The 17,148-nt window shown below is 73.6% G+C and carries 16 protein-coding genes; 3 read left to right on the top strand and 13 right to left on the bottom strand.

The annotated features are described in order from the left end of the window. Positions 1–105 precede the first annotated feature (105 nt). Together holA and RWK90_RS12435 are read right to left on the bottom strand one after the other, a co-directional pair. Positions 106–1,080, bottom strand: coding sequence for a DNA polymerase III subunit delta (holA, locus tag RWK90_RS12440; protein ID WP_314037940.1), 975 nt, complete (start codon positions 1,078–1,080; stop codon positions 106–108). A gap of 158 nt (positions 1,081–1,238) precedes the next feature. After that, entirely contained in the window at positions 1,239–2,168 is a 930-nt protein-coding gene (locus RWK90_RS12435; protein ID WP_314037939.1) for an SDR family NAD(P)-dependent oxidoreductase, read from the bottom strand. A 167-nt stretch (positions 2,169–2,335) separates the two neighbouring features. On the opposite strand from RWK90_RS12435, the gene RWK90_RS12430 reads away from it, so the two are divergent. Beyond that, complete coding sequence (locus tag RWK90_RS12430) at positions 2,336–3,451, top strand: XdhC/CoxI family protein (RefSeq protein WP_314037938.1); 1,116 nt, start codon at positions 2,336–2,338, stop codon at positions 3,449–3,451. Continuing rightward, complete coding sequence (locus tag RWK90_RS12425; protein WP_314037937.1) at positions 3,448–4,014, top strand: nucleotidyltransferase family protein; 567 nt, start codon at positions 3,448–3,450, stop codon at positions 4,012–4,014. Before RWK90_RS12430 ends, RWK90_RS12425 begins: the two co-directional genes overlap by 4 nt. Positions 4,015–4,075: 61 nt before the next feature. On the opposite strand, the gene RWK90_RS12420 is transcribed toward RWK90_RS12425, so the two are convergent. Genes RWK90_RS12420 through RWK90_RS12410 form a run of 3 tightly spaced genes read right to left on the bottom strand, consistent with a single transcriptional unit; the run spans position 4,076 to position 7,736 of the window. Then, the gene (locus RWK90_RS12420) at positions 4,076–6,178 is read right to left on the bottom strand and encodes a xanthine dehydrogenase family protein molybdopterin-binding subunit (protein WP_314037936.1); all 2,103 of its coding nucleotides are present in this window, start codon (positions 6,176–6,178) and stop codon (positions 4,076–4,078) included. Then, positions 6,175–7,206, bottom strand: coding sequence for a xanthine dehydrogenase family protein subunit M (locus RWK90_RS12415; RefSeq protein WP_314037935.1), 1,032 nt, complete (start codon positions 7,204–7,206; stop codon positions 6,175–6,177). The genes RWK90_RS12420 and RWK90_RS12415 overlap by 4 nt, the downstream gene beginning before the upstream one ends. Next, complete coding sequence (locus tag RWK90_RS12410) at positions 7,203–7,736, bottom strand: 2Fe-2S iron-sulfur cluster-binding protein (protein ID WP_314037934.1); 534 nt, start codon at positions 7,734–7,736, stop codon at positions 7,203–7,205. Before RWK90_RS12410 ends, RWK90_RS12415 begins: the two co-directional genes overlap by 4 nt. A gap of 146 nt (positions 7,737–7,882) precedes the next feature. Here RWK90_RS12410 and RWK90_RS12405 point away from each other — a divergent pair, with 146 nt between their 5' ends. Beyond that, on the top strand, positions 7,883–9,538 hold the full coding sequence (locus tag RWK90_RS12405; protein WP_314037933.1) for a RecQ family ATP-dependent DNA helicase: 1,656 nt from the start codon (positions 7,883–7,885) through the stop codon (positions 9,536–9,538). Here RWK90_RS12405 and RWK90_RS12400 read toward each other — a convergent pair. The 8 genes from RWK90_RS12400 to RWK90_RS12365 all read right to left on the bottom strand — a co-directional run bounded on the left by RWK90_RS12400 (position 9,525) and on the right by RWK90_RS12365 (position 17,146). Next, positions 9,525–10,973 (bottom strand): ComEC/Rec2 family competence protein, encoded by a 1,449-nt coding sequence (locus RWK90_RS12400; protein WP_314037932.1) that lies wholly within the window; start codon positions 10,971–10,973, stop codon positions 9,525–9,527. The genes RWK90_RS12405 and RWK90_RS12400 overlap by 14 nt on opposite strands. Continuing rightward, on the bottom strand, positions 10,970–11,989 hold the full coding sequence (locus tag RWK90_RS12395) for a ComEA family DNA-binding protein (RefSeq protein WP_314037931.1): 1,020 nt from the start codon (positions 11,987–11,989) through the stop codon (positions 10,970–10,972). The genes RWK90_RS12400 and RWK90_RS12395 overlap by 4 nt, the downstream gene beginning before the upstream one ends. A gap of 51 nt (positions 11,990–12,040) precedes the next feature. Continuing rightward, complete coding sequence (locus RWK90_RS12390; protein WP_314037930.1) at positions 12,041–12,871, bottom strand: DegV family protein; 831 nt, start codon at positions 12,869–12,871, stop codon at positions 12,041–12,043. Beyond that, positions 12,868–13,566, bottom strand: coding sequence for a histidine phosphatase family protein (locus RWK90_RS12385; RefSeq protein ID WP_314037929.1), 699 nt, complete (start codon positions 13,564–13,566; stop codon positions 12,868–12,870). The genes RWK90_RS12390 and RWK90_RS12385 overlap by 4 nt, the downstream gene beginning before the upstream one ends. Positions 13,567–13,574: 8 nt before the next feature. Then, positions 13,575–14,021, bottom strand: coding sequence for a ribosome silencing factor (gene rsfS, locus RWK90_RS12380; protein ID WP_314037928.1), 447 nt, complete (start codon positions 14,019–14,021; stop codon positions 13,575–13,577). After that, on the bottom strand, positions 14,018–14,734 hold the full coding sequence (gene nadD, locus RWK90_RS12375; protein WP_314037927.1) for a nicotinate-nucleotide adenylyltransferase: 717 nt from the start codon (positions 14,732–14,734) through the stop codon (positions 14,018–14,020). Before nadD ends, rsfS begins: the two co-directional genes overlap by 4 nt. Positions 14,735–14,798: 64 nt before the next feature. Continuing rightward, positions 14,799–16,229, bottom strand: coding sequence for a VWA domain-containing protein (locus RWK90_RS12370; protein ID WP_314037926.1), 1,431 nt, complete (start codon positions 16,227–16,229; stop codon positions 14,799–14,801). Positions 16,230–16,264: 35 nt separating this feature from the next. After that, positions 16,265–17,146, bottom strand: a complete 882-nt coding sequence (locus RWK90_RS12365) for a MoxR family ATPase (RefSeq protein ID WP_314037925.1) — start codon at positions 17,144–17,146, stop codon at positions 16,265–16,267. Between the last annotated feature and the right edge of the window lie 2 nt (positions 17,147–17,148).

Here is a 17,148-nt window from a genome sequence, read left to right as displayed (position 1 = left end):
CCCGCCACCTCGGCCGTGAGACGCGGACGGGCGCCGGCCGTCGGCGGTGACCGTGGCCGTCGGCGCTGACCGTGGCCGCCGGCGCTGACCGTGGCCGCCGTCCGGTCAGAGCGAGGCCAGTGACCCGACCTCCCGCACCGCCCGCTCCAGCGCGAAGGACGGATTCTCCGCCTGCCCCTTGACCTCGCCGTTGAGACGCGCGACCACCTGCAGCGCACTGCCCAGGGTCTCGATGGACCAGTAGCGGGTCTGGGCGGTGACCTTCTTGACCTTCCACGGCGGCAGGCCCTGCTTGGCCAGCTCCCCCGGCGGCACGCCACGCTGCGTACCCACCAGCGCGATCGAGTTCACCGCATCCGCCAACGCGTCGGCCAACACGACCTCCGGCACGCCCGTGTGCAGCGCCCACTCCAGGGCCTCGATCGCCCCCGCGACGTCGCCGGTCACCGCGCGCTCGGCCACCGTGAACCCACTGACCCCCACCACACCCGAGTGGTAGCGCCGCACGGCCTCCACGTCGACCTTCCCGCCGGTGTCGGCCACCAGCTGACCGCACGCCGAGGCCAGCTGCCGCAGATCGGTGCCCACCGCCTCGACCAACGCCTCGCACGCCTCCGGCGCGACGCGGACAGCCAGGCCGCGGAACTCCGAGCGCACGAATCCCACCACGTCCATGTGCCGGGTGAGCTTGCCGGCGGAGTGCTCCTCCGCGCCGGCCTTGCGCAGGTCCGCCACCAGCGACTTGGCGCGCCCGCCGCCGGTGTGCTGGACCACCAGGACCGTCTCGGGCGGCAGGTCGCGCGCCGCGTCGAGCACCGCCGCCTGGGCGTCTTTGCCCAGCTCCGCCGCCCCGGTGATCACCACGATCCGGGCCTCCCCGAACAGCGACGGCGAGAGCAGCTCGAACAGCTGGGGCGCCGTCACCTCGGGCCCGCCCAACCTCGAGACCACGGGCGGGTCCTGCCCCGCCGGTGTCGCGGCGCGCACGGCCGAGACGACGCCCGTGGTGGCGCGCTCGGTGAGGAACTCGTCCTCCCCGAGCACCAGGTGCAACACAGCCGGCGCGGGCCCCGATGCCATCTGCGCTCCTCGTCGTCGTCGTTGTCGTGGTTCTCGTCGTGGGTCTGTTCACTCCGGTCGTCGTCCGGCGACCACCGCACCGTCCCCGACGCTCCCCGTCATCGTGCCACGACGCCCCGACCGGTCGCCCGGGCCCTGACCCGCCACCACCCCGGGCCTCACGAGCGGCGCTCGCCGTCCTCCATCACCATCCGCTCACGGGTGTCGCCGTGCACCGCGGTGCCCTCCGCGACCGGCTCGTGGAGGGCTCCCGAGGTGTCCGGGGCGGGCGTGCCCTTCCCGATCTCGGACTCCGAGAGCGTCCCCGAGAACCGCTCGGTGAGCTCGCGGAAGAGGCGATGCGAGGCGGTGGCACCGCGTGCCTTGGGCCCCACGGGCCGCTCCTGCTCCGGGTCGACGCACGCGTCGACGATCGCGTCCACCACGATGTCCGGGTCGTCCATCGCCGCCAGCCTCGGCGCGTGGCCGGTGTAGTTGCCCACGTGGTCCCACCAGGGCGTGTCGGCCGCCCACGGCAGGATGGTGCCGACTTTGATCGTCTCGTGCAGTCCGGCGAGCCGCAGCTCCTCGTTGAGCGAGCGGCCCAGGCTCGTGACGCCGGCTTTCACCGCGGCGTAGCTGGCCTGGTACGCCAGCGGCACCTCGCCGGCGACCGAACCGACGTTGACCAGCACGCCCTCGCCGCGCTCGACGAACCGTCGCAGGGCCACGTGGGCGCCGGTCATCATCCCCTTGAGGTCCACGTCGACCAGCCGGGCGTGATCGGCGAGCGGGATCTCCCAGAACAGGCCCATGACGCCGACCGCCGCGTTGTTGACCCACACGTCGATGTGGCCGAACCGGCCCTCGGCGGCCTGAGCGAGGCGCTCGACGGCGTCCGGGTCGCTGACGTCGGTGGGCACCGCCATCGCGGTGCCGCCGGAGTCGGTGATCTGCGCGACCACCTCGTCGAGGACGTCCGGGCGTCGGGCGGCGACGACGACGTGGGCCCCCAGCGCGCCCAGTGTCAGTGCCGTGCCGCGGCCGAATCCGCTCGAGGCGCCCGTCACCACGACCGTCCGCCCTGCCAGGTCTTCCCGATTGCTCATCCTGCCTCCTCAGGGTCGGCGACGCCGGGATCCGTTATCGCGGTTCATGGTCCGCCGCGTGCGTGGACCCTGCATCCGGTCGACCGGCCGGCCGGCGGGGCGACACGGCCTGACGCCGCGACGGGCAACGGATGCGGCACCCGGGGCGGCCCGCGATACTGGGCGGCGTGGAATCCGTGCTCGAGGCCGTACGGCGGTGGCGCCGCGACGACACGCCGTGTGCCCTGGCGCGGATCGTCCACACCCGGGGTTCCGCGCCCCTCCCGGTGGGCGCCGCGATGGCGGTCGCCGCCAGCGGCGAGATCGTCGGCGGGGTCTCCGGCGGCTGCGTGGACGGTACCGTCTACGAACTGTGCCGACAGGCCATCGACGACGGCCGGACCGTACTGGAACGGTTCGACGGCTCCGACGCCTCCCCGCTGTCCCAGGGCCCGACCTGCGGCGGGACCTCGGAGGTCCTCGTCCAGCCCGTCGACGACGCGGGCGACACGTTGCTGGGCCGCCTCGACGAGATGCTGCGCGGCCGCGAGCCCGTCGTGTTGGCCACCGCTCTCACGGGCGACCACGCCGGCGCCCACGTGCTCCTCGGCGCCGACGGCGCGGAGGGATCCCTCGGCGACGACCTCCTCGACCGGCACATTGCCCGCCTCGCGACCGAGCGACTCGGCCGGGCCGGCGCGGTCACGGTCGACACCGGCGCCCCGGGTGACCCCGACGGCCTGACCGCGTCCCACCGCGGGCGCTCACACGCACCGCGGGTCCTGCTGCACTCCTTCGCCGCCCCGACGCTGCTGATCTTCGGGGCCGGCGCGTTCGGTGAGTCCCTGAGCCGCGTCGGCGCGATGCTCGGCTACCGGGTGGTGGTCTGCGACGCCCGGCCCGCGCTGAACCGGCCGGAACGGTTCCCCGACGCCCACGAGGTCGTCACCCGCTGGCCGCACGAGCACCTGGACACCGTGCCGGTCGACGAGACCACCGCGATCTGCGTGCTCACCCACGACCACAAGTTCGACATCCCGCTCCTCACCGCCGCCCTGCGCGGCCCCGCGGGATACGTCGGGGCGATGGGCAGTCGCCGCGTCCACGCCGAGCGTCTGGAGCTGCTGCGGGCCGAGGGCCTGACCGACCGCGAGCTGGCGCGGCTGCGCTCCCCCATCGGCCTGGACCTCGGTGCGCGCACCGCGGAGGAGACGGCCCTGTCGATCGCCGCCGAACTCGTCGCGCACCGGCGCGGCGGCTCCGGCGCCCCGCTGGCCGGGCTCGAGGCGGCGATCCACACGTGATCGGACTCGTCCTCGCCGCCGGGGCCGGTCGACGGTTCGGCCGGCCCAAAGCCCTGGTCGAGTACGACGGCACGCGGCTCGTCGACCGCGCCGTGGCACTGCTGCGCGAGGGCGGGTGCGAGCGCGTCGTCGTGGTCAGCGGCGCCGCCGAGCTCACCGTGCCCGGCGCCGAGGTCACCCACAACCCGCGGTGGGACACCGGGATGGGATCGTCGCTACGCGTCGGTCTGCAGACGATCGGCGCCGGCGACGTGGTGGTGGTGCCCGTGGACATGCCCTGGCTCGGCGCCGAGGCGGTCCGGCGGGTCGCCGCAGCCGGGTCCGCACTGGCGGTCGCGACCTACGGCGGGGTCCGCGGCCATCCCGTTCTCCTGGGCGCCGATCACCTCGCCGGCGTCATCGCCAGCGCATCCGGCGACGTCGGTGCACGCCACTATCTGCGGGCGCACGCCCACCTGGTCGCCGAGGTCCCCTGCGACGACACCGGATCGCCGCGCGACGTCGACCGGCCCGAGGACCTGGCGGCCGCGGCCGGCGACCACAGCGTCCGCCGCGCCCGGTGACCCCCTGACCCGCGGTCGCCGCGGCCGCTGATCCCCGCCCGGCCGCCGGTCGCCGCGGCGCCTACTGGTCGACCGGAAGGTGCTCCAGCAGCGCGTCGGCATGGACGGGCAGGTCGCGGATGCGCGCACCGGTGGCGTTGTGGATCGCGTTGACCACGGCGGCCGCGCTGCCGACGTTGCCGATCTCCCCCGCCCCGCGCGTGCCCATCGGGGTCGCGAACTCGTCCACCTCGTCCAGCCAGACGGCGTCGATATCAGTGGCGTCGGCGTGGGTGGGGATGTGGTAGTCCGCGAGGTTCTGCGTGACGACGTGGCCGAACCGGGTGTCCCGGACGCTCTGCTCGTGCAGCGCCATGGACAGCCCGAAGGTCATGCCGCCGATGAACTGCGACCGCACCGCGCGCGGGTTGACCACGCGACCGATCGAGAACACGCCGAGCATCCGCGGCACCCGGATCTCACCCGTGTCGGCGTCCACGCGGGCCTCCACGAAGTGGGCGCCGAACGAGATCGCGCGGTAGCGCTCGAGCTCGGGGTTGTCCCCGGCGGCGGCGGTGGTCTCCGCGCCCGCCGGCGGGTCCTCGCCGTACCTCGTCCGGAACCGCCCGGCCGCGGCGAAGATGGCCGAGCCCCACGACGAGATTCCGGACGACCCACCGGCGACGGTGGCGTACGGCAGAGCGGTGTCGCCGATCTCCAGGGTGATGGACTCGGCGGGAACCCCGAGCGCGTCCGCGGCGACCAGGGTGAGCGCGGTCCACGTGCCGGTGCCGATGTCCACGGCGCCGACCTGCACGCGGTAGCGGCCGCCGCCCTCCGCGCGGATCGTCGCCCGCGACCCGGGCTGCACCATGTGCGGGTACGCGGCGCTGGCGACGCCGTAGCCGACCATCCAGCGACCGTCCCGGCGCGACGCCGGTGTCGCGGGGCGCCCGGACCACCCGAACCGCTCGGCGCCCTCACGCAGGCAGTCGACCAGACGCCGCGAGGTCCACGGTCTGCCGGACTCGGGGTCGGTCTCCGGGTCGTTGCGCACCCGCAATTCGATCGGGTCGAGTCCGCACGCCTCGGCGAGCTCGTCCATCGCGACCTCCGAGGCGAACGCGCCCGGGGCCTCCCCCGGCGCCCGCATCCAGTACGGGGCCGGCACGTCGAGGGGAACGGCGTGGTGGGAGGTCCGCCGGTTGGGTGCGGCGTACATCGAGCGCGACGGCACGGCCGACTGCTCGACGAACTCCTTGACCCGCGAACTCCCCGACCAGGCCTCGTGGCCGATCGCCGTGAGGCGACCGTCCGCGTCGGCCGCCAACCGGATCCGCGAGACCGTCCGCGGGCGATAACCCACGAAGACGAACATCTGCTGCCGGGTCACCGCGTACTTGATCAGCCGGCCCGGCAGGTGCATGGCCCCCAGCGCCACCAGCACGTCGTGGGCGTGCGGCGCGCCCTTGGATCCGAACCCGCCGCCGACGTGCGGGGCGATCACCCGGATCTGCCCGGTCTCCAGTCCCAGGACCGGCGCGAGCGTGGAGGCCACGCCGTGCGGGGACTGTGTGGAGTCGTACATGGTCAACAGGGGACCGTCCGGGTCCCAGTACGCGGAGACCGCGTGGGGTTCCATCGGGTTGTTGTGCTCCTCCGGCGTGGAGTAGCTCTGATCCACCACGTGCCCCTCCGCCCGCGCGCGGGCGAGCGACGGCCCCATCTCGCCGGTCGTCGACGCGGGCTCGTAGCCGCCGTTGACCACCTCGGGCTCGTAGACATCGGGGTGGTCGGTGCGGAACCCCACGTCGTGGGGCCGCTGCTCGTACTCCACCCGCACCAGCGACTGCGCCCACCGCGCCGCCTCCGCCGTCTCTGCCAGGACGAGGCCGATCGGCTGGCCGCGGTAGAGCACGTCGGTGTCCTGACAGATCGCGTACTCGCGCTCGGAGGTGTCGGCCAGCCGAGGCGTGTTCCAGGGCGTGAGGACGGCGAGCACTCCCGGCTGCGACTCTGCCTCGGAGGTGTCCATGGACGCCACGGAGCCGCGCGCGATGGTGGAGGTGACCGGGTGGAGGAACACGGGCTCGCCGGGTCCGGTGTGCTCGAAGGCGTACTGCGCGGTCCCGGTGACCTTGGCGGGCCCGTCGAGCCGCGGGGTCGAGGTGCCGATGGCGCTCATCGCGGTCCCTCCTGCCCGGTGGCGCCCGCGCGGCCGCCCGCGGCCTCCGCGGCGAGATCGCGCAACACGGCGATGATCGTCCGCCGTAGCAGCGGGACCTTGAACTCCGCACCCTCTACAGGCGTCGCGCCCGCCAGTTCGGCGTCTGCCGCCTCGGCGAACACCGCGGTGCTCGCCGTCCGGCCGACGAGCAGTTCCTCGGCCCTCCCCGCCCGCCACGGCTTGTGCGCCACCCCGCCGCAGGCGATCCGGACGCCGGTGATCACCTCGTCGTCGTCGACCTCGAGATGCGCGGCGACGGAGACGAGCGCGAACGCGAACGACGCCCGGTCGCGGACCTTCCGGTAGGTCGAGACGGCGCCGGGCACCGGCGGCGGCAGCTCCACCGCGACCACGAGCTCGTCGCGCTCGAGGACCGTGTCGAGATGCGGCCGGTCGTCCGGCAGGCGGTGGAAGTCCGCAGCCGGGATCCGACGCTCGCCGCCGGGCCCGAGGGCCACCACGGTCGCGTCGAGCACCGCCAGCGCGACGGCCATGTCGGAGGGGTGGGTGGCGATGCAGTCGTCCGAGTGGCCGAAGACCGCGTGGTAGCGGGTGTACCCACCGATCGCGGAGCATCCACTGCCGGGCTCACGCTTGTTGCACGGGGTGGTGACGTCCTGGAAGTACACGCAGCGGGTGCGCTGGAGGAGGTTGCCGCCGGTCGTGGCGAGGTTGCGCAACTGGGGCGAGGCCGCCGAGAGCAGCGCCCGGCTCAGCACCGGGTAGTCAGTGCGGATGACCGGGTGCCCGGCCAGGTCGGCGTTGCGCACGTTGGCGCCGATCCGCACCCCGCCCCCGTCCAGCGGGTCGACGGTGTCCAGCGGGAGCCGGGACACGTCCACGATCACATCGGGGGTCGCCACCCCGAGCTTCATCAGGTCGACCAGGTTGGTGCCGCCGGCCAGCGGCCTCGCACCGTCGTGTCGACTCAGCAGCGCGACCGCCGCATCGGTGTCCTCCGGGCGCTCGTAGCGGAACGGTCTCATCGCGCGCCCCCGTCACCGGTCGCGGCGGAGGAGTCCCGGACCTGTCGTATCGCGGCGACGATGTTCGGATACGCCGCGCACCGACACAGGTTGCCGCTCATGCGCTCTCTGATCTCGTCGTCGGTCAGGTCCACCTCGGCGTCGAGGTCCTCCGTGACGTGGCTCGGTGTGCCCCGCCCGGCCTCGTCGAGCATTCCCACGACACTGCACACCTGCCCGGGTGTGCAGTACCCGCACTGGAACGCGTCGGAGTCGATGAACGCCTGCTGGACCGGGTGGAGCCCGTCCGCGGAGAGCCCCGCCGCCGTGACGACGTCCCTCCCCTCCTGCGCCACCGCCAACGACAGGCACGAGGTGACCCGGCGGTCGTCGACCAACACGGTGCACGACCCGCACTGACCGTGGTCACAGCCCTTCTTGGGCGAGTAGTTCCCGATCCGGTCGCGCAGCGCGTCGAGCAGTGTCGTGCGCGTGTCGACGGTGACCTCGTGCCGTGCGCCGTCGACTGTGAGCGTGATGCGCATCTCCATGGACCGACTGTAGGGGTGGGTCCACGCTGTCCGCGACCGGTCGGCGTCGGCCGCGCGCGGTGGCCGATGCGCGGTCCGCGCCTACGCTCGAGGGTCCGGGACCATGCCACCGCGGGCCGCCCGACCGCGACGGAGAGGACACACACGTGACGACGACGCAGGCCGAGGCCACCGATCCACGCGAGGTGGCGCACCGCGTCTTCGGCTGGGACGAGCTGAGGCCGCCGCAGGCCGAGGCGGTCGAGGCGGCGGTGGGCGGCCGCGACGTCCTGGCGGTCCTGCCGACGGGTTACGGCAAGTCGGCGATCTACCAGCTCGCCGGGATCATGTCGGAGGGCCCGTGCATCGTGGTCTCCCCGCTCATCGCACTGCAGACCGACCAGTGCGAGGGCCTCAACGAACTCGCGGACTCCGCACCCACGCGCGCGTTGGCGATCAACTCCTCGATGGGCGCCCGCGCGCAGGCCGACGCGTGGGACGACGTCGTCGCCGGGCGCGTCGACTTCGTGTTCCTCACCCCCGAACAGCTGGCCAAACGCGAGGTGCTCGACCGCCTGCGCGAGGCCGGGCCGAGCTTCCTGGTGGTGGACGAGGCCCACTGCGTCTCCGCGTGGGGTCACGACTTCCGCCCCGACTATCTGCGTCTGGACGCCGCCCGGCACCGCATGGGCTCCCCGACCGTCATCGCGCTCACCGCGACCGCCTCGACGCCGGTGCGGGAGGAGATCCTCGACCGGCTCGACATGTCCGGCGCGCTCGTGCTCGCCGGCGGCTTCGACCGGTCGGAACTGCATCTCGCCGTGCGGCGCCATGTGGAGGACGACGACAAGAAGGACACGGTCGTCGAGCGGGCCGTGGAGCTGGCCGGGCCCGGGTTGATCTATACCGCGACACGCCGGTCCACGGAGGAGTACGCGGCCCGCATCGCCGAGCGCTCGGCCGCATCGGACCGCCCACTGAGGGTCCGCGCCTATCACGCCGGGCAGAAGGCGGCGGAGCGCGAGGAGACGCTGGGCGCCTTCCTCGACGGCGACCTCGACGTGGTGGTGGCGACGAGCGCGTTCGGGATGGGGATCGACAAGGAGGACGTGCGGTTCGTCCTCCACGCCGACATCCCCGACTCGCTCGACACCTATTACCAGGAGGCGGGCCGCGCGGGGCGCGACCGGGAACCGGCGACCATCGAACTGCACTACCGCAGTGAGGACCTGGGGCTGCGCAGCTTCTTCTCCTCCCACAGCGCCGACGAGGACGTCATCCGTGCGGTCGTGAGGAACCTGCGTCGCGCGGACGGCCCGGTGCGGCTGAGCCGGTTGAAGAAGGCCGTCGACGCCGGCGGCAAACGGGTGACGGGCGCGGTGAACCTCCTCGAGGCGGCGACCGTGGTCTCCTCCGGGCGCACGGGCATCGAGCTCATCGAGGATCTCCGCCCGAAGGAGGCGGTGGCGCGCGCGCAGGAGATGTCCGAGACCCTCGAGCGGATCGACCGTTCGCGGATCGAGATGATGCGCGGGTATGCCGAGACCGACGGGTGCCGACGACAGTTCCTCCTCGGCTACTTCGGAGAGGAACTCGCGGACCCGTGCGGGAACTGCGACACCTGCGATGCCGGCACCGCCGTGGACATCACGCACTCCGCCGCCGACTTCCCGCTGCAGTCAGCGGTGATCCACCGGGAGTGGGGTTCGGGGATCGTCATGAGCGTCGACGACGACCGGCTCACCGTGTTCTTCGAGGAGCAGGGCTACCGGACGCTGTCCCTCGACCTGGTCCGCGAGCAGGAGCTGCTCACGCGGGCGTGATCTCCGGCGAACCGGGCAGGCCCGCCGCGACCCCGGCGACGGTCTCGAGCCACCACAACGCGGGTGCGCACATCGCCGACAGCACCACGGCGCCGTCCTCCCACAGCGGGCCGAGCGCGGCGGCCGCCGTCCCCAGCACCGTCACGACCGGCACGGCCGGGGCGACGGCGATGTTCGCCGGCAGCGCCCAGGGCCCCGACGCCAGACCGGAGGCCACCAGGATCGGCAGCGTGGCCAGGTGGGCGACGATGCAGACCGCCAGGACGTCGGCCACCGGTCCGGGCATCCACGGCCGGCGCACCCGCAGGGCCACCGGTCGCGCGGCCACCACGAGCGCGGCCGTCGCACAGACCGACAGGACGAATCCGGTCCCCGTGGCGGTGCCGGGGTCGAGGAGGGTGACGAGCAGGACGATCGCCGCGAGCGCTGCCAGCGGGCGCCCCGTCCGTCGGGCACCGAGTGCGGCCAGGCCGATCGCCCCGGTTCCCGCCGCGCGCAACACGGCCGGTTCCGGCCCCACCACCGCGACGAATCCCGCGAGCGCGAGCCCTGCGGCGACGAGGCGACCGCGGCGTCCGACCCCCGTCGCCGCGGCGCCGAGCAGCACCGCGCCCACGACGTAGGTGGTGTTGGCACCCGAGACCGCCGCGAGGTGCGCCAGTCCGGAGGCGCGGAACTCGTCGCGGGTCCGCTCCGACACCCCGCCCTCGTCCCCCAGGACGAACGACGGCAGCAGCCCCGACGCCTCCCCTGTCAGGGCCCGCTCCGAGACCTCCCGGAACCGGTGCCGCACCGCCGCCGGAACGCGGCCCGTCCACCCCGGGCCCCGCGTGACCCGCGGTGGCGCGAGCGCCCTGAGGCCCGGGGGCTCCCCGGCCGAGCGGGGCTCCAGCACCGTCACCGAGGTCCGCACGCGAGTCCCCGGTGGCAGGCCCCGCCAGCCCGCCCGCGCGAGGAGCACGACGTCGAGCTCGCCCGTGCGCGCGGTCGCTCCCGTCCCCGTGACCTCCACCCGGACGGGGACCATCACCCCGCCGCCGCGTACCGGCCGGTCGAACCCCGTCACCACCGCCTCCACCCCGGTGCGGGCGCCTATCAGCTGCACCAACGGGTGCGCGGCCAGGGCATGCGTACGCGCCGCCTGCACTCCCGCCGCGACCGCGCCGACCGCGCACGCCAGGGCCAGCACCCCGAGCGCGCGGCTGTCGAGCCGCGAGCGGTGGCCGGCACCGGCGGACCACGTCGCGGCCACCGCGGCGGCGGCCGTCAGCACCACCGCCAGCGCGGCGGCGCCGACCGCGGCGTCGGCGACGGCAACGGCGGTGGTGATGAACACCGCGAGGGTGGGCAGGACCAGTCGGAGGTCACGGGCGGCGGGGCTCCCGCCCGGCGCGCCGTCGGCGTGCGGGGGCGGCCCCGGGGCCGGGTCGGTCACACCGTCACCAGGTCCCGCAGCTTCGCCAGGGTCGCCGGGCCGATCCCGTCGACCTCGACCAACTGGTCGACACTGGCGAACGCCCCGTTGGCCGTGCGCCACGAGAGGATCGCCGCCGCGGTGACCGGCCCGACCCCCGGCAGGGTCTCGAGGGCGGCGGCGTCGGCGGTGTTCAGGTCGATCAGCCCTGCGTCGCCCCCTCGCGCCTTCCCGGGGCCGGGCGCGGTGGGAGCACCACCGCCCGGGGACCCGGGGCCGCCCGGGGGCGACCCACCGGCGCCGGGCCCGACGATGTCGCTACGCGGCCCCCTCGGCCCGTCCGGTCCCGGGGCCACGCCGACGAGGATCTGTTCGCCGTCGGCGACCTTGCGGGCCAGGTTGAGCCCGTCGCGGTCCCCGCCCTCCAGCACGCCGCCCGCGCTGTCGAGCGCGTCCGCGACCCGGGCACCGGGCGCGAGGGTGACCAGCCCACTGCGACCGACCAGTCCGACGACCGAGACGACGACCGGCTCCTGCTCCGCACCGGGTGCCGCCCCGGCGGCGGAGGCCACCGGCGTCGGGGTCGCCGCCGCGGGTGGTGCCCCCGCCGAGGAGACGTCGCCTCCCCCGGCCGCGGCGACCGGCGAGGCGAGCGGCAGATCGGGCACGGGTGGGCCCTCGGGGACGGCGGCGAGCAATCGGTGGACGGAGAACGCTCCGAGCGCGAGCACCACCACCACGAGGGCGATGCCGGCGAGCCGGTCCGGCGCCCACCGGATCCGGGCCCACCACGGTGGGTCGGCCCACGCGGCGAGGTCGGGTTCCGCCGCCGGGACGCGTTCCGGCCGGTCGCCGTCGGCGTCCAGCGCGGCCCAGGGCACCGCCGCCGCGCGGGCGGAGCCTGCGGAGTCGGCGCCCGCCGCGGCGGGGTCGGCGGCGGCAGGGGCGGCCACCGGTGGCGCGAGCGCTCCGGCCAGACGGTGCAGCGCGGCCGCCCGCTCCGGATCGGCGGGTCGGGCCCGGGTCTCGGTTCGCATGGGCGCGACGCTAGCCCGGCGCCCTCCCCCGGCCGGTGTCGTGACAGGCGGTCAGTCCGCGTCCTGTGGAGAGGGAGAGGGGATGGGGAATTCGGTGTCGGCCAGGTCCGTCACGGACACGCCCACTGTTCCGGGGCCCAGGTGCCACGCGAGGACCTCGTCGAATTCGACGATGACGACCCGCTCCGGGAACGGGGTCTCCTTGCGGATCTCCGCGGCCATCTCCGTGGCGCGATCGGGCGCCTCGTGATGGTGGATCACCACGAGGACGTCGCCGCGCGACACCTCGTCGCGCAGCAACGCCCGGAGCCGCTCGTGGGCTTTGGTCGTGGTGCGCGCCTTGGCCGCGAGGTCGACCGCACCGGATCGGAGGACGATCACCGGACGCATGGCGAGCGCGCTGCCGAAGAGGGCGGCCAGGGCGCTGATCCGCCCGCCCCGGCGCAGGTGCTCCAGTGACTCGAGGGCCGCGTACGTCGACGCTCCACGGCACAGTCGTTCGGCGAGGTCGTAGGTCGCCGACAGTCCGAGCCCGCGACCCGCCGCCCAGGCGCACTGGGCGACGGCGGCGCCGAACGCCATCCCGGCGACCCGGGAATCGGAGACCATCACCCGGCCGCCGAACCGGGTCGCGGCGTCGCTGGCGGACTGCCAGGTCCGCGAGAGTTCCCTGGACAGGTGCACGGACACGATCCCCGTGCACTCCGGGTCGGCGAGGAGGTCGGAGTAGATGGCCGCCATCTCGTCGGGGGTCACCGCCGCCGTGGACACCGCCCGGTCCCCCTCCTCCACGACGTGCAGGGGGACGACCGTGATGCCGAACTCCCGGACCCACCCGGCGGGCAGGTCCGAGCACGAGTCGGTGACGAGCCGGATCGTCATGGCGCGTCCACCGGCGGGGTGATGCCCGCGTTCCACTGGTCCAGCCGCCACAGCACCCGCCGGGCGGCGTCGGTGGTGGGCGCGACCTCCGGCTCGGCGTTCGACACGGCCGGGTCCCCGGGCCGGGGGTGCGCGGACAACTGGACCCAGCAGGTGTTGCCGAGCCCGTTGAACACCGGGTACTGCTCCACGGGCAACTCGAGCAGGGCCGCGGTCAGGGCCGCGATGGCACCACCGTGGGCGACCATCACGGCCGGGTGCTCGCCCCAGTCGGGCGCCGACTCCACGAGCTCGTCGACGACCTCACGGGTACGCCGCGCCACGTCGATGCGACTCTCCCCCTGCGGGGGCGCCCAGCGGGGGCTGCTGCGCCACTGTAGCCGCGCGTCCGGCCACTGCCCGTCCACCTCGGAGTGGGTCATCCCCTGCCAGGTGCCCAGGTGCGTCTCCCGCAGTCGCGGATCGGTCCGGACCTCCAGTCCCACCTCGGACGCCAGGGCTCTCGCCGTCTCGTGCGCCCGCTGCAGGTCCGAGGACAGGATCGTCCACGGCCGGCGGGGGGCGAGGACACGACCGACGGCGTGCGCCTGCCGCACCCCGAGCTCACTGAGCTCGGTGTCCAGCTGCCCCTGCATCCGGAGCGAGGCGTTGTAGTGCGTCTGGCCGTGACGCAGCAGGATGAGACGGCGGGTCACCTTCGAGCTCAGAGCTCCTGGTCCCGCTGCGGCTCCTCCGGGGCGAGCGAGTCGTCGGACCCGCCGGCGCCGGCGGTCTCGGGACGGCGGGAGGTCTCCACGCCGTCGATCTCCACGACGGGGCAGTCCTTCCACAGGCGGTCGAGCGAGTAGTAGTCCCGCTCGTCGACGTGCTGGACGTGGACGACGAGTTCGTTGTAGTCCAACAGGGCCCAGCGGCCCTCGCGCGTGCCCTCGCGGCGCAGCGGCTTGTGGCCGGCCTCGCGGAGCTTGTCCTCGATCTCCTCCACCACGGCGTTGACCTGACGTTCGGTCTCGGCGGAGGCGAGGACGAAGCAGTCGGTGATGACGAGTTGGCCGGACACGTCGATCACGACGATGTCGGTCGCCAGCTTGTCGTCGGCGGCACGGGCCGCGACGGCGGCCATCTCAAGGGCCTCGGGGCTTGCGGTCACTGGGGGTTCTCCTCGGGGTGGGGTTCGATGGGGACGGGGATCCGGTGTACCGGGGCCGTCGCTGCGGGCGTGCCGTCGAGGCGGGTGGACCCCTCCGGCCGGTAGAGGTTGCGTTTGGCGATGTACTGCACGACCCCGTCGGGGACGAGGTACCAGACCGGGGCGCCGTCGGCTGCGCGCCGGCGGCACTCGGTGGACGAGATGGCCAGGGCCGGGATCTCGAGCAGGTAGATCCGTCCGTCCTCGATCTCGGTGAGGTGGGTGTCGGACAGCTCGAAGCCGGGGCGTGAGACCCCGACGAACGTGGCGAGTTCGAACATCTCCTCCCATCCGCGCCAGGTGAGGATCTTCTCCAACGCGTCGGCACCCGTGATGAAGTACAGGTCGGTCTCCGGGTGCTGGCGCAGCAGATCCTTGAGGGTGTCGACCGTGTAGGTCGGCCCCTGACGGTCGATGTCCACGCGACTGACCGAGAACCGCGGGTTGGAGGCGGTCGCGATGACGGTCATGAGATAGCGGTCCTCGGCCGGTGAGACGTCCCGGCCCCACTTCTGCCACGGTTCTCCCGTGGGGACGAACACGACGTCGTCGAGTCCGAACCGGTGGGCCACCTCACTGGCCGCCACGAGATGCCCGTGGTGGATGGGGTCGAAGGTCCCGCCCATCACTCCGATGCGGCGTCGCTCGCCGTCGGCGGTTCCCGTCGTGGTCATGGTCACCGAGTCTATCGGTCGGTCATGACGCGTAGTCGCCTGCCGCGCCCACCGCAGCGCGGGGTCACACGGGGAGCAGGCTGGAGACGACCGCCGTGAGCTGTTCGACGTTGCGGCATTCGTGCATGGGCACGTACTGGGAGTAGAGCCTGGCTGCCGAGTCGCCGGTCCCCCACTGTCGTCTCGGCTCCGGGTTGAGCCAGTGGGTGTGGCCGACCCGTTCGCTGACGAACTCCAGGGCGCCGACCGCCGGATCGCGGTAGTTGTTCCGGCCGTCGCCGAGGATGAGCAGCGACCCCGTCCGGGTCAGGGTGTGTGCGTACTTGTCGGCGAACCCCGCGAGGGCGTGGCCGTAGTCGGAATGCCCGTCGTAGGTGACGATCCGGGCTTCACGCACCATGCGGCTCATCGCCGAGCCGAGGTCGGAACCGGATTCGAAGTACGAGGTCACCTCGTCGGTGGTGTCGACGAACGCGAAGACGCGCACCCGGGAGAACTGCTCGCGCAGCGAGTGCACAAGCTGCAGGGTGAAGTGGCTGAAACCCGCGACCGACCCGGACACGTCGCACAGCACGACCAACTCGGGGCGGGCGGGCCGCGGCTTGCGCAGCACCAGTTCGACCGGCACGCCGCCGGTGGACATCGACCGGCGCATGGTCTTGCGCATGTCGATCGCGCCGTGCCGGTGCCGACGCCGGCGGGCGGCCAGGCGGCTGCCCAGCTGCCGGGCCAGTGGCCCCACCCGGCGCCGCAGCGCCTGGAGGTCCTGGTCGTTGGCGCGCAGGAAGTCCACCTGCTCGGCGGCGGGCCCCACCGCGTACTGGGCCACCCTGTCCCGTCCCACGGTCTCGGCGGTGCGGCGGCGGGTCTCGTCGGCGACCTCGCGCAGGAACCCGCGCACCATGTCCGCGGCGGCGTTGGCGGCGGCGGTCTTCTCCGCGTGTCGCTTGGAACCGTCGGGATCGAACGGGTCGGCGCCGAGCAGCCCGTCGAGGATCCTCTGCATGATCGAGTTCGTGTCCAGCGGGCTCAGCGCCTGGTAGGCGGAATAGCGCGGACCGTTCACCGAGTCGTAGGAGCCGAGCTGCTCCACCAGGAGCTCGGCCAGCGCCCGGGCCTTGGCGCGGGACTCGTCGGTGTCCTCGAGCAGGAGCGAGGCGATGAGCTCGTTCAGCGCGTCGGGATCCACCTTGCCGTCGTCGTCGGTCGGGATCTCCACCTCGAGCACCACCCCGTCACCCGGGGTGTGCGCGCCCACGGCGGCGGGGAACCACAGGTCGAAGAGCTGATCGAACACGCCCCGGTGCGTGGGCTTGTGGAGGATCGTCGAGGCCAGCGCCTCGCGCAGCGCGGCGCGGTCGAGCAGGTCGACGTGCACCATCGCCGAGGCCGCGTCGACCGCCTCGCTGGGGCCGACCGGGATCCCCTTGCGTCGTAGTGCGTCGACGAAGTCGACGAGGTGGCCGGACAGGCCGCCCGGGCTCTTCTGGGTCATCTCGCCCCCCTTCCGCTCGCCTTGCGCGACGGCGTCTAGTTGAGCCGCAGTTCGGCGGCGGCGCGCAGCTGGTCGGACTGGTGCTTGAGGACCACGCCGAGGGTCTGCAGGACGGTCTCGTCGTCGATGGTGTCCAGGCCCAGCGCCACGAGGGTGCGCCCCCAGTCGATCGTCTCGGACACGCTCGGCACCTTCTTCAGCGCCATCGCGCGCAGCACGCCCACCACGCGCACGAGCTGTTCGGCCAGCCGGTCGTCGAGCTCGGGCACGCGGGAGGCGAGGATCTTGCGCTCCAGCTCGGGCGTCGGGAAGTCGAGGTGGAGGTAGAGGCAGCGGCGCTTGAGCGCCTCGGACAGCTCGCGGGCCGCGTTCGAGGTCAGGACCGCGAACGGCCGGCGGGTGGCCTCGATGGTCCCCAGTTCGGGGATGGTCACCGCGAAGTCGCTGAGGACCTCGAGCAGCAGACCCTCGATCTCGATGTCCGCCTTGTCGACCTCGTCCACGAGCAGCACGGTGGGATCGCTGCGGCGGATGGCGGTCAGCAGCGGCCGCGACAGGAGGAACTCCTCGGAGAACACGTCGTCGCGCGTGGAGTCCCAGCCCTCTCCCTGGCCGGCCTGGATCCGCAGGATCTGCTTGGCGTGGTTCCACTCGTACAGAGCCCGAGCCTCGTCGACGCCCTCGTAGCACTGCAGGCGGATGAGTTCGGCCTCGGTGGCGGCGGCGACGGCCTTGGCCAGCTCGGTCTTGCCGACGCCCGCCGGGCCCTCGATGAGCAGCGGCTTGCCCAGCCGGTCGGCGAGATAGACCACCGTCGCGGTCGACCGGTCGGCCAGGTACCCCTGGTCGCCGAGGGCGTCGATGACGTGGTCGATGCTCTCGAACGCCGGTCGCTGTCCGGTGCGGGCTCGGTCCATGG

This window comes from Dietzia sp. CH92, from assembly GCF_032248695.1.
In the GTDB taxonomy this organism is placed as follows: Bacteria; Actinomycetota; Actinomycetes; order Mycobacteriales; family Mycobacteriaceae; genus Dietzia.
Note: the sequence above shows the minus strand (reverse complement) of the source record. Positions and strands in the feature narration are given on the sequence as shown.

Coding starts and splice junctions, on each gene's coding strand:
- holA (WP_314037940.1), bottom strand. CDS start 1,080: ATGGCATCGGGGCCCGCGCCGGCTGTGTTGCACCTGGTGCTCGGGGAG.
- RWK90_RS12435 (WP_314037939.1), bottom strand. CDS start 2,168: ATGAGCAATCGGGAAGACCTGGCAGGGCGGACGGTCGTGGTGACGGGC.
- RWK90_RS12420 (WP_314037936.1), bottom strand. CDS start 6,178: ATGAGCGCCATCGGCACCTCGACCCCGCGGCTCGACGGGCCCGCCAAG.
- RWK90_RS12415 (WP_314037935.1), bottom strand. CDS start 7,206: ATGAGACCGTTCCGCTACGAGCGCCCGGAGGACACCGATGCGGCGGTC.
- RWK90_RS12410 (WP_314037934.1), bottom strand. CDS start 7,736: ATGGAGATGCGCATCACGCTCACAGTCGACGGCGCACGGCACGAGGTC.
- RWK90_RS12395 (WP_314037931.1), bottom strand. CDS start 11,989: ATGCGAACCGAGACCCGGGCCCGACCCGCCGATCCGGAGCGGGCGGCC.
- RWK90_RS12390 (WP_314037930.1), bottom strand. CDS start 12,871: ATGACGATCCGGCTCGTCACCGACTCGTGCTCGGACCTGCCCGCCGGG.
- nadD (WP_314037927.1), bottom strand. CDS start 14,734: ATGACCACGACGGGAACCGCCGACGGCGAGCGACGCCGCATCGGAGTG.
- RWK90_RS12370 (WP_314037926.1), bottom strand. CDS start 16,229: ATGACCCAGAAGAGCCCGGGCGGCCTGTCCGGCCACCTCGTCGACTTC.
- RWK90_RS12365 (WP_314037925.1), bottom strand. CDS start 17,146: ATGGACCGAGCCCGCACCGGACAGCGACCGGCGTTCGAGAGCATCGAC.